At 38.5% G+C, this 12,529-nt stretch carries 8 protein-coding genes, 1 tRNA gene and 1 riboswitch; of the genes, 6 read left to right on the forward strand and 3 right to left on the reverse strand.

Annotated features, from left to right (window positions below):
• The first annotated feature begins 215 nt into the window (after positions 1 to 215).
• From adcAII to B7698_RS09775, 3 genes are all read left to right on the forward strand, one after another.
• Positions 216 to 1,133 carry a zinc-binding lipoprotein AdcAII gene (gene adcAII / locus B7698_RS09765; protein WP_084865568.1) on the forward strand — a complete coding sequence of 306 codons (918 nt, stop codon included), beginning with the start codon at positions 216 to 218 and terminating at the stop codon, positions 1,131 to 1,133.
• A 7-nt stretch (positions 1,134 to 1,140) separates the two neighbouring features.
• Positions 1,141 to 4,269 (forward strand): pneumococcal-type histidine triad protein, encoded by a 3,129-nt coding sequence (locus tag B7698_RS09770; protein ID WP_084865570.1) that lies wholly within the window; start codon positions 1,141 to 1,143, stop codon positions 4,267 to 4,269.
• Between the two features lie 210 nt (positions 4,270 to 4,479).
• Entirely contained in the window at positions 4,480 to 8,025 is a 3,546-nt protein-coding gene (locus tag B7698_RS09775; RefSeq protein WP_084865573.1) for a pneumococcal-type histidine triad protein, read from the forward strand.
• A gap of 35 nt (positions 8,026 to 8,060) precedes the next feature.
• Here B7698_RS09775 and pepT read toward each other — a convergent pair whose 3' ends face one another.
• A complete protein-coding gene (pepT, locus tag B7698_RS09780; RefSeq protein WP_084865575.1) occupies positions 8,061 to 9,284 on the reverse strand; it encodes a peptidase T in 1,224 nt (407 codons plus the stop codon).
• Between the two features lie 153 nt (positions 9,285 to 9,437).
• Here pepT and hemH point away from each other — a divergent pair, with 153 nt between their 5' ends.
• Complete coding sequence (gene hemH, locus B7698_RS09785; protein WP_084865577.1) at positions 9,438 to 10,532, forward strand: ferrochelatase; 1,095 nt, start codon at positions 9,438 to 9,440, stop codon at positions 10,530 to 10,532.
• Positions 10,533 to 10,572: 40 nt separating this feature from the next.
• On the opposite strand, the gene mscL is transcribed toward hemH, so the two are convergent.
• Together mscL and B7698_RS09795 are read right to left on the reverse strand one after the other, a co-directional pair.
• On the reverse strand, positions 10,573 to 10,953 hold the full coding sequence (gene mscL / locus B7698_RS09790; protein WP_049544643.1) for a large conductance mechanosensitive channel protein MscL: 381 nt from the start codon (positions 10,951 to 10,953) through the stop codon (positions 10,573 to 10,575).
• Between the two features lie 82 nt (positions 10,954 to 11,035).
• Positions 11,036 to 11,467 carry a GtrA family protein gene (locus B7698_RS09795; protein WP_084865580.1) on the reverse strand — a complete coding sequence of 144 codons (432 nt, stop codon included), beginning with the start codon at positions 11,465 to 11,467 and terminating at the stop codon, positions 11,036 to 11,038.
• 28 nt (positions 11,468 to 11,495) lie between these two features.
• Positions 11,496 to 11,592: riboswitch (PreQ1 riboswitch) on the forward strand.
• On the opposite strand from B7698_RS09795, the gene B7698_RS09800 reads away from it, so the two are divergent.
• Positions 11,590 to 12,099: a QueT transporter family protein gene (locus tag B7698_RS09800; protein ID WP_084865581.1), complete on the forward strand. Its 510-nt coding sequence runs from the start codon at positions 11,590 to 11,592 to the stop codon at positions 12,097 to 12,099. Its footprint overlaps the riboswitch before it by 3 nt.
• Positions 12,100 to 12,198: 99 nt before the next feature.
• Positions 12,199 to 12,271, forward strand: a tRNA-Thr gene (locus B7698_RS09805).
• Positions 12,272 to 12,529: the final 258 nt, after the last annotated feature.

The following is a 12,529-nucleotide window of genomic DNA, read 5'->3' on the forward strand; positions in this document are numbered from 1 at the left end:
ACCTCAAAGCGGTGCTTTGAGCAACCTGCGGCTAGCTTCCTAATTTGCTCTTTGATTTTCATTGAGTATATAAAGTGAGAATCTGTTGAGTTGTTGAAACTCAGCAGATTTTTATATGTGAAAGAAATTTCAAATTTTTTCTAAAAATAGCTTGACAGATTAAATTTTTAGGAGTAGAATATTTACCAGTTAATTAAATAGTTAAGGAGTTATCTATGAAGAAAAAAAGTTTATTTTTAGTATTGTTAAGTGTCTTTCTTTTGTGTTTAGGGGCTTGTGGTCAAAAGGAAAGCCAGTCAGGTAAAGGGATGAAAATTGTAACTAGTTTTTATCCTATCTATGCTATGGTCAAGGAAGTATCTGGTGACTTGAATGATGTTCGAATGATTCAGTCAAGTAGTGGGATTCACTCCTTTGAACCTTCAGCAAATGATATTGCAGCGATCTATGATGCAGATGTATTTGTCTACCATTCGCATACACTTGAATCTTGGGCAGGAAGTCTGGATCCCAATCTAAAAAAATCCAAAGTTAAGGTTTTAGAGGCTTCAGAAGGAATGACATTGGATCGTGTCCCTGGTCTAGAAGATGTGGAAGCAGGTGATGGAGTTGATGAAAAAACGCTTTATGACCCTCACACTTGGCTAGATCCTGAAAAAGCTGGAGAAGAAGCTCAGATTATCGCTGATAAACTGTCAGAGGTTGATAGTGAGCATAAAGAAACTTATCAGAAAAATGCGCAAGCCTTTATCAAAAAAGCTCAAGAATTGACTCAGAAATTCCAGCCTAAATTTGAAAAAGCGAGTCAGAAGACATTTGTAACCCAACATACAGCCTTTTCTTATCTAGCTAAGCGATTTGGACTCAATCAACTTGGAATCGCAGGTATCTCTCCAGAACAAGAACCAAGTCCAAGACAACTAACAGAAATTCAGGAATTTGTAAAAACCTATAAGGTTAAAACGATTTTTACAGAAAGTAATGCTTCTTCGAAAGTAGCTGAAACTCTTGTCAAATCAACAGGTGTTGGTCTTAAAACTCTGAATCCTTTAGAGGCAGACCCACAAAATGACAAGACTTATTTAGAAAATCTTGAAGAAAATATGAGTGTTCTAGCAGAAGAATTGAAGTGAGGAAAGAATGAAAATCAATAAAAAATATGTAGCGGGTTCAGTGGCAGTTCTTGCCCTAAGTGTTTGTTCCTATGAACTAGGTCGTTACCAAGCTGGTCAAGTTAAGAAAGATTCGAATCGAGTTGCTTATATAGATGGTGATCAGGCTGGTCAAAAGGCAGAGAACTTGACACCAGATGAAGTCAGTAAGAGAGAGGGAATCAACGCAGAACAAATCGTTATTAAGATTACGGATCAAGGTTATGTGACCTCTCATGGAGACCATTATCATTACTATAATGGCAAGGTTCCTTATGACGCTATCATCAGTGAAGAACTGCTGATGAAAGATCCGAATTATCAGTTGAAGGATTCAGACATTGTCAATGAAATCAAGGGTGGCTATGTGATTAAGGTAGACGGTAAATACTATGTTTACCTTAAGGATGCGGCTCATGCGGACAATATTCGTACAAAAGAAGAGATTAAACGTCAGAAACAGGAACATAGCAGTAATCACGGGGGTGGCTCTAACGATCAGGCGGTAGTTGCTGCCAGAGCCCAAGGACGTTATACAACGGATGATGGTTATATCTTTAACGCATCTGATATCATCGAAGATACGGGTGATGCTTATATTGTTCCTCATGGCAATCACTTCCACTATATTCCGAAGAGTGATTTGTCTGCCAGTGAATTAGCTGCTGCCCAAGCCTTCTTATCTGGAAAAGGTGGTCAATTAAGTACAGTTGAATATCGTTCGAGCAGAGCTGAAACAAGATCTAGTGTGAGAACAAGTCAATATGGGTCTCCTCAAAATCCTGCAGCAGCTCCTGAGAGTCAAAATGAGGACTTGGATAGTCTCCTTCAAGAATTGTACGCTTTGCCACTTAGCCAACGTCATGTGGAGTCTGATGGATTAGTATTTGACCCAGCACAGATTACAAAACGTACAGCAAATGGTGTTGCAGTTCCTCATGGAGATCATTTCCATTTCATTCCTTATTCGCAAATGTCTGCTTTGGAAGAAAAATTGGCTCGAAATTTACCAATTGGAGGTCAGCCAGTTCAAGGTCATGCTGATAATACAAAATCAAGCAGTTCTGAGAAACCAAGTTCAACACCAAGTTCAACCATTAAACCAAACTTTAATCTCAATACGCCAGCACCAAATCGAGGGACTGGAGGAGCCTATACAACGGATGATGGGTATGTCTTTAGTCCAACAGATGTGATTGAAGATACAGGAGATGCTTTTGTTGTACCGCACGGCAATCATTTCCACTATATCCCTAAGAGTGATTTGTCTGCAGGAGAACTGGCTGCAGCCCAAGCTTATTGGAATGGTAAACAGGGTTCTCATTCTGCTACAAGTTCAAGTAAACCAAATAGTGATAGTGCTAAACCAGCCCAACCAAGTTTGACAGAGACTCCAAACCTGACTGTCACCCCAACATATCATCAAAATCAAGGGGAAGATATCCCAACACTTTTAAGTGAATTGTATGCCAAACCTTTATCAGAACGCCATGTGGAATCTGATGGCCTAGTCTTTGATCCGGCACAAATCATCAAACGTACAGCTAACGGTGTTGCAGTGCCTCACGGAGACCATTATCACTTTATTCCTTATTCACAAATGTCACCGCTGGAAGAAAAATTGGCTCGTATGATAGCTGTTAAGGGACAAAATGGCAGTGTCTTGCCAAGTGTTACTCCTCTGAAGCCAGCCCCTACTACCAAACCTCAAACACCAGTGGAAAATAAACCGACTGAACTTGATGTCAACCAGGTTGTTAGAAAAGTTGGCGAAGGATATATTATCGAGGATAAGGGCGTCAGTCGTTATGTTCTAGCTAAAGATTTGACCAAGGATAAGATTGATGCTATTGAAAATCTTTTGTCTAAGAAAACTCAAGAGACGCATACCCTAGTTGCGAAGAAAGAAAATGTCGCTCCTCGTGATCAAGAATTTTATGATAAAGCATATAAATTGTTGACCGAGGCTCATAAAGCCTTGTCTGAAAATAAGGGTCGTACTTCTGATTTCCAAGCCTTAGACAAATTAGTAGAACGCTTGAATGATGAACCTGCTAATAAAGGAAAATTAGTAGATGATTTATTGGCATTCCTAGCACCAATTACCCATCCAGAGCGACTTGGAAAACCAAATGCTCAAATTGCTTATACAGACGATGAAATTAAATTAGCGAAATTAGCAGGTAAGTATACAACAGAAGATGGATATATCTTTGACATTCGTGATATTACCAGTGATGAGGGAGATGCTTATGTAACTCCGCATATGACCCATAGTCATTGGATTAAGAAAGAGAGCTTGTCTGAAGCTGAAAGAGTGGCAGCTCAGGCTTATGCTAAAGAGAAAGGTTTGACACCTCCTTCAACAGCGAATCAGGATTCAGGAAATACTGAGGTTAAAGGAGTAGAGGCAATCTATAATAAAGTGAAAGCAGCTAAGAAGGTCCCACTTGATCATATTCCTTACAATCTACAACATACTGTTGAAGTTAAAAATGGTAGCTTAATTATACCTCATTACGACCATTACCATAACATTAAATTTGGCTGGTTTGACGAAGGACTCTATGAAGCACCTAAGGGTTATAGCCTTGAGGATCTCTTTGCGACTGTAAAATATTATGTTGAACATCCTGAAGAACGTCCTCACTCAGATAATGGTTGGGGAAATGCCAGCGACCATGTTCGTAAAAATAAGGCAGACAAAGACAGTAAATCTGATGAAGATAAGGAAAATCATCATGAATCAGACGAGTCAACCCGTCCTGAATCCAATGAAAAAGAAAATCATACAGGTTCAACCCCTTCAGTAGATAATCTTTATAAACCGAGCACTGATGAAGACGAGACAGAAGAAGTATCTAAAGATACAACAGACGAAGCTGAAGTACCTCAAGTAGAAACCGAAAAAGTAGAAGCCAAACTCAAAGAAGTAGAAGCTCTACTTGCTAAAGTAACGGATGCTAGTTTGAAAGACAATGTGACAGAGAGCCTATCTGGTTTACGAAATAATCTGAGTCTTCAAACCATGGATAATAATGGCATCATGGCAGAAGCAGAGAAACTACTTGCTTTGTTAAAAGGTAGTGAGTCAGTTACGACGAAACCAGAAGCATAAGTTTATCCTATTAAATCAATATGATGTAAGAGTCAGTAGCAATACTGGCTTTTATTTTTTTAAAATGACATAAAAATCTTGACAGATAAACTTAAAAAAGGTAAACTATTTACTGGTTAATTAATTGGTTAAATAACCAGTTTAGAAAAACTGTTTAACCGAGAAAAAGAAGTTAAGAAAAGCTTCATCATTTATTGAAATGAGGGATTTATGAAATTCAGTAAAAAGTATATTGCAGCCGGATCAGCTGTTATCGTATCCTTGAGTCTTTGCGCCTATGCACTGAACCAGCATCGCTCGCAGGAAAATAAGGACAATAATCGTGTCTCTTATGTGGATGGCAGTCAGTCAAGTCAGAAAACTGAAAACTTGACACCAGATCAGGTTAGCCAGAAAGAAGGAATTCAGGCTGAGCAAATTGTCATCAAAATTACAGATCAGGGCTATGTGACGTCACACGGTGATCACTATCATTATTATAACGGGAAAGTTCCTTATGATGCCCTCTTTAGTGAAGAACTTTTGATGAAGGATCCAAACTATCAACTTAAGGATGGAGATATTGTCAATGAAGTCAAGGGTGGTTATATCATCAAGGTAGATGGAAAATATTATGTCTACCTGAAAGATGCAGCTCATGCTGATAATATTCGAACTAAAGATGAAATCAACCGTCAAAAACAAGAACATGTCAAAGATAATGAGAAGGTCAGCTCTGATGTTGCTGTAGCAAGGTCTCAGGGACGCTATACGACAGATGATGGTTATGTCTTTAATCCAGCTGATATTATCGAAGATACGGGTGATGCTTATATCGTTCCTCATGGAGGTCACTATCACTATATTCCAAAAAGTGATTTGTCTTCTAGTGAGTTAGCAGCAGCAAAAGCTCATTTAGCTGGCAAAAATACGCAACCGAGTCAGCTAAGCTATTCTTCAACAGCTAGTGAGAATAATACTCAATCTACAGTGCAAGGATTAACTAGCAAGCCAGAAAGCAAAGTTGAAAATCTCCAAAGTTTATTGAAAGAACTCTACGATTCACCTAGCGACAAACGTTACAGTGAATCAGATGGTCTGGTCTTTGACCCTGCTAAGATTATCAGTCGTACACCAAATGGAGTTGCGATTCCGCATGGTGACCATTATCACTTTATTCCTTACAGCAAGCTCTCTCCTTTAGAAGAAAAGATTGCTAGAATGGTGCCTATCGGTGGAACTGGTTCTACAGTTTCTATAAATGAAAAACCTCATGAAGTAGCGTCTAGTCTAGGAAGTCTTCCAAGTAATCCATCTATATTGAATAAAGCTTCTTCAACGTTAAATAAGGAAATTCCTTCAACATCTGATGGTTATATCTTTAATCCTAAAGATATTGTCGAAGAAACTGCTACAGCTTATATTGTAAGACATGGTGATCATTTCCATTACATTCCAAAATCGACCGTAATTGGGCAACCGACTCTTCCAAACAATGGTCTAACAACACCTTCGCCATCTCTTCCAGTCAATCCTGGTGTTTCACATGAGGAACATGAAGAAGGTGGACACGGCTTTGATGCCAATCGTATTATTGCTGAAGATGAATCAGGATTTATCATGAGTCACGGTGACCACAATCATTACTTCTTCAAGAAGGACTTGACAGCAGAGCAAATTAAGGCTGCTCAGGAACACTTGAAAGGTGCAAATACAGCAACATCAAATCCAGCTCATGATGACGATCACGACGAAGATCATCATGGACACCATCATGATGAAGACCATGATCACGGTTTTGATGCCAATCGTGTCATCAGTGAGGATGAACAAGGTTTTGTCATGTCACATGGAGATCACAATCATTACTTCTTCAAGAAAGATTTGACAGCAGAGCAAATTAAGGCAGCTCAGGATCATCTGAAAACACATCATGATGCAGAGCCTGTAAAACCTCTTGCTAAAACGGTAGAGTCTTTCTCACGAGATGCTAGCGATGAAGAAAAGATTGCTTATATTTCTAAGACCTATGGTGTTCCACTTGAAGCGATTAGAATTTCAAACGGATTCTTTGTCTTTGGAAATCCAGACCAAGCCTACGATCCAACTCATATCCACCCATATGCTGTTCGTAAGGAACATGTTCGTTTGCCATTCCAAACTGGCAATCCAGAACTTGATTTCCTAAACGAACTCTACACGACTGCTTTGAGAGATGGCGTGTCTCCGTATAGCTTACAGGTAGAAAATGGTAGTTTTGTGATTCCTCATGGCGACCATAATCACTACATCAAGGTTCAAACTAAGGGGTATGAAGTGGCTTTGAAAAACAAGATTCCAGCTCTACAATCCAATTATCAACCTGGAGCTTTTGATGAGAAGGCAGTCTTGGAAAAAGTGGATCAACTTCTAGCTGATAGCAGAAGTATCTACAAAGACAAGCCTATCGAACAAAGACAGATTGAGTTAGCCTTAGGTCAGTTTACTGAAAACATGAAGAAACTTGCAACTAACTCTACAGCAGGTTATCTTGCAACCCTTGATCTCTTTGATAAGCAATATATCCATATTGATGAAAGTGTCAAACCTACTGAAACAAGTGCTTTAGATAAGAAATATCAGGCCTTGATTGATAAAATCAATACACTGGATACAGACTCTTATGGACTTCCAAAGAAAGACCTTCTCGTTCGACTCCAAGAGGCTAAGTTGGCTAAAGATGAAGCTGCTTTAGTAGCGGTTGAATCACAACTTCAAGCTCTTCAAGACTTTAATGATCGAACAGGTGTTACAACTGTAGAATACATCAAGTATTTCTACGAACACGTAAATGACGGTCGTTTAAATGATGAACTTCGGAACAAAGTAGCTCAGTTGACTTGGACCTTGTATCAATCTCAATCTTTCCTTAAGGCAGCAGAATTGAACAGACTATTCCCAAGCATCTATCAGGCAAAACAAGAAGTGGAAGAAGCTTTGAAAGCTCAGCCAACTACTGCGAAATCAAGTCAAACAGTTCTAGATACTGAAAAAGTAGATAATCAAAGTGCCAAGACAGCTATTTATGGCTTCTTGAAAGAATTGTACGGAGACTTTATGCCTGAAGAACATGTCAATCATGTTAGCAAGGAAGAAGTAGAAAGTCTTTTGAGCAAGGCAAATCAACTCTTGGAACAAATCCAAGAAGAAGGAATCAGACAATCCTTGGCAGAAGAAGTAGAAAATCTCAAAGCTGCCACAAACAAGGCTGATGCAGACTTGGATGAAGTAAACAGTCAGGTAAAAGATGTCTTGACTCGTATCGCTAGCGCCCTCCAACAAGAGAAGGAAAATGCTGAGCAAGATCCTCAGACACTTGTACTCTATCAAAAACTCTACGATATTCTCATGTCGCTTCACGCATATTTAGAAAACAATAATGGGTCTGATGCGGACTTTGATAAGGTGGATGCTTTACTAGATCAACTTTCTGCTAAGAGTAAGGATAAAGCTGCTTTACTTGAATTGACAAAAGCTATTCTAGTCTTGAATCAAGAAATCAAGTCAAAATCAAGTGCGAGTGAAGAAGCAACTCCAGCAACAAATGCCGAGGCAAATGGTGATAAGACAAGTCCCGAAACTGAAACATCAGCAGCTGCAGAATCTAACAGTGAAACTGCCAGCGACGAAAACAAACCGAGCAACGCAACAGATTCTAAACCTACTGAACCAGCGTCAGAAAAGGAAACAACAGAATCTACAACAAGTACTGGAAATCAAGAAAAACCAGCAGAATAAAAAGAAAGGCGAAGTAGCTGAGCTACCTCGTCTTTTTAGTCTTTATAAGCTACGATACCAATGATGGTATCAACCGCACGTTCCATAGTCTGAAGGCTGACGTATTCAAAACGTCCATGCATATTTTCTCCTCCCGCAAAGATATTAGGAGTTGGGATTCCCATAAAGGAAATCTTAGAGCCGTCTGTCCCTCCACGGATTGGTTCGATTATAGGAGTAATCCCCAAATCTTCCATAACTGCTTTGGCAATGGTAATTGGAGTCATATCTTTTTCAATGACTTCTTTCATATTGTAGTACTGGTCTGTCAAGTTTAGGGTGACACGGTCGCTACCAAGTTCTTGATTCATCTTATCAGCGATAGACTGCATTGCTGCTTTACGAGCTTCAAAGGCATCTTTTTCAAAATCACGAATGATGTAGCTTGCACGCGCCTCTTCGACACTACCTATCACATCCATTAGGTGGTAGAAGCCTTGGTAACCTTCTGTTAACTCGGGTCGGTCATTCTCTGGAAGTTGATTATGAAAATCAATTGCTAGCTGAAGGGCATTGACCATCTGCCCTTTGGCAGTACCAGGGTGGACATTGCGTCCTTGGAAATGCAATTCAGCACCAGCGGCTGAGAAGGTCTCGTACTGAAGTTCTCCGAGAGGTCCGCCATCTACAGTATAGGCAAAATCTACATCGAAATCTTCTGCATCAAATTTATTGGCACCAACACCGATTTCTTCATCTGGACCAAAACCAACACGAATCTCACAGTGCTTGATTTCAGGATGGGCAGTCAGATATTCAATAGCAGTCATAATTTCAGCAATCCCTGACTTGTCATCAGCACCTAGTAAGGTTGTTCCATCGGTTGTGATGAGTGTTTGTCCTGGATATTTTTCAAGACTCTTAAAGTCAGCTGGATCGAGTTTGAAACCAGAATTTCCAAGTTCAATCACACCACCATCGTAGTTTTCAATTACCTGTGGATTGATTCCTTCGGAATTAAAGTCAGCAGTATCCATGTGAGATATAAAGCCAATCTTACGTGTTAAAGATGGATCATTGGCTGGTAAGGTTCCAATTGCAAAACCATTTGGTAGATAATAAACATTTTGTAATCCAACACGTTTCATTTCAGGAATAAGAACATTTGTAGCAAAATCTACCTGACTCTGCGTACTTGGAGTAGTAGTAGAGTGTTCATCAGAGCGCGTGTTGACCTTAACGTAGGTTAAGAAGCGATCCAAGAGATTGGGATAAGTCATAAAAAACTCCTTTTGAATTCATTTTTTCCATTGTATCATAGAAAAGAGTGAAAAACAAAAGACAGAAGTTAGGGAAATTCGCTATGTTGGCGTTTACTTATTAATGGATAAATGATAAAATAAACTTGATAAAAATATCACAAGGAAGCGATTATGAAAAAAGCAATTTTAATGATGACTTTTGGTTCGCCAGAAGAGATTACCTTTGAAGGTGTAGCTGATTTTTTCACAAACATTCGTCGTGGAGTGAGACCTCAAGACCACGAGATTCAAACACTCTATGATAATTATGTACTTATTGGAGGCACGCCTCTGCAAAAAATTACCCGTGAAGAGGTTGCCTTGGTAGAAGCTAGGCTGGGAAATGAGTATAGTGTTTATTTTGCTAATAAGTTTTCCAGACCTTTTATCACAGATGTGATTGGTCAGATGGAAGCAGACGGAATCGAGCAATGTATTTGTCTGATTTTGGAGCCTCATTATTCTTTTTACTCTGTCATGGGTTATGAGAAATTTTTAGAAAGCAAACAAATTCAATTTTTAGTTATTAAGGACTGGTATCAAGAAGAAGCACTGTTAAACTATTGGGCAGATGAAATTGGTGAAATTTTAAAGGAAGAAGTAAAGCAGGATAGCTTTAAAGTCATCTTTTCAGCCCACAGTGTGCCTATTTTTGCCTTGGATTTTGGTGACCCATATATCGACCAAATTTTTGAAAATAGCAAGCTAGTCGCTGAAAAACTAGGTTTGAGTTCTGAGCAATATACTAACACTTGGCAAAGTGAAAGTGATATTGGGATTCCATGGATTAAGCCAGATGTCTTGGAGTATCTTAGAGAGCAGAAAGAACATCCAGACCATTATATTTTTGTTCCTATCAGCTTCATCAGCGAGCATATTGAAGTCTTGTTTGACAACGATGTGGAATGTTATGACTTGTGTCAGGAATTTGGGGTGAACTATCATCGTCCACCAATGCCAAATACAGATTCTCGTTTGATTGATGCCTTGGTCAATACAGTCAGAGCCAATGAACATCAAGAATTTAAGGAATTTCTCCCGGAAGAAGAAACCTTTGATGAGTTAGTTCCTTCAGATGAGACTAAAAATATTTTGGCCGAATCTGAAGATTTACAAATGCCGGAATTTGTGAAAAAACTGATTGAGAAAAAAGGTCGGGAAAATGTTAAGATGCCTTATCTTATTAAGAAAATGCTTGAAAAAGCAGGTAAGTTACCAAAAGAGTAAAGAAAAAGGATTTAGCTTTGCGCTAGATCCTTTTAAACGATTATTTTTTCTCAAGAAGCGCTTTGATTTCTTGAAGTACTTCCAACTCAGTTGGAGCAGCTGGAGCTTCCTCAGCAGCTTCTTCTTTCTTAGTAAGGCTTTGAGCTTTTTCGATACCTTTGATAACAAAGAAGAGAACAGTACCGATAACTAGGAAGTTGATAACAGCGCTCAAGAATTTACCATATGTAACACCATTCCAAGCAAGCTCAGCGATGTTTTGTACTTTCGCAGCTTCCAAGGCTGGATTCAAAATAAGTGGAGTGATGATATCGTTAACAAGTGATGTAACGATTGCACCAAAAGCAGAGGCAATGATCACACCGACAGCAAGGTCAACAACATTACCACGAAGCAAAAATGCTTTAAGATCTTTTAACATTTTCATAATTTCCTTTCAAAAAAAGTTTATACTCCATTATATATTAATTAAGAAAAGCTTGCAAGATATATGCTCAGAAATTTTATTTTTTAAAAATAAAAACCTTACTAAAAATATAATTAAGAATAATTATCAATATTTGAGCAAGTATTGTTTCGATTGCATTGATTTTGTCAAGATTTTCATTTACGAATTGACCTATGATGTGGGGAAACCTAGTCACAAACAGAAAAGTAAAGAGCAAATCTAACAGAAAAGTAGAAAGGCGGGCAAGCGAAAATTTCACTAAACGGATTGACCAATTCTCTCTATCTTGCTTAAAGACAAGCCTATCATTTGTAATAAATGCAAATAGGATACCAATTATATTTGCCAAGGTCGTAGCAAGGAGTTCCTGATGACTTAGTTGATAAATGACCAATCGCGAGAGAATCGAAACTAAAGTTGTTGCAAGGCCAAAAAAGAGATAGGCTAAGATTTCATTGTTCAAAAATTTTTGAATAGGAATTTTCATGGTTTAAGTATAGCATAAAGCAGTCTATTGTGCTATACTAGTAAGGTTGATTCAAGCAACCCTTGGTGCTTAGCTTCTTTCACCAAGCATATTACACGCGGGAAACCGCCAAAGGAGAAAAGATGAAAAAATTAACTATTCGTGATGTTGCAGATATTGCAATCGTTGCTGCTATCTATGTCGTTTTGACTGTCACACCACCTCTAAATGCCATTAGCTATGGTGCTTATCAGTTCCGAATTTCAGAAATGATGAACTTTATGGCTTTTTACAATCCAAAGTACATTATCGGTGTTACTATCGGTTGTATGATTGCTAATTTCTTTAGTTTCGGACCGCTAGATGTCTTTGTTGGTGGTGGATCAACCTTAGTATTCCTCAGTCTAGGTGTTTGGCTTTTTGCAAAATACAGCAAGGATTATCTTTTTAACGGATTGATTCGAAAAGATCATTTCTTCTTCTCAATCCTCTTTTCAATTTCTATGTTTACTATCGCTGCTGAGTTGAATATCGTAGCGCAATTACCATTTTTCCTTACTTGGTTCACAACAGGAATTGGTGAATTTGCCTCATTAATTATTGGAGCGATTATTATCGGTAAAATTGGTCGTCGAATCGATTTAAGCAAATAGAATTAGATAAGCTAGGTAGCTATTACCTGGCTTTTTCTTATGAAAAATTTCTAAGGAAACTTGACAAGTTTTTCTAACTATAGTATACTTTTTAAGTAAGCTGATTTAGCTCAGTTGGCAGAGCGCATCCATGGTAAGGATGAGGTCGCCGGTTCAATCCCGGCAATTAGCATGAAATAGACAGAAAAACCTTTGTTTACAAGGTTTTTTGTTATGTTTACCCCAAATTTTTCACAGCTATTTCTATTCAGCTGTGTAAATGAAACTAATACTCAATGAAACTTGAAGAGCAAACTAGGAAGCTAGACGCAGGTTGCTCAAAACACTGTTTTGAGGTTGTAGATAGAACTGACGAAATCAGCTCAAAACATGTTTTTGAGGTTGTAGATAAGACTGACGAAGTCAGTCACATATATACGGTAAGGCGACG

Source organism: Streptococcus mitis, from assembly GCF_002096855.1.
Classification (GTDB): Bacteria; Bacillota; Bacilli; order Lactobacillales; family Streptococcaceae; genus Streptococcus; species Streptococcus mitis_Y.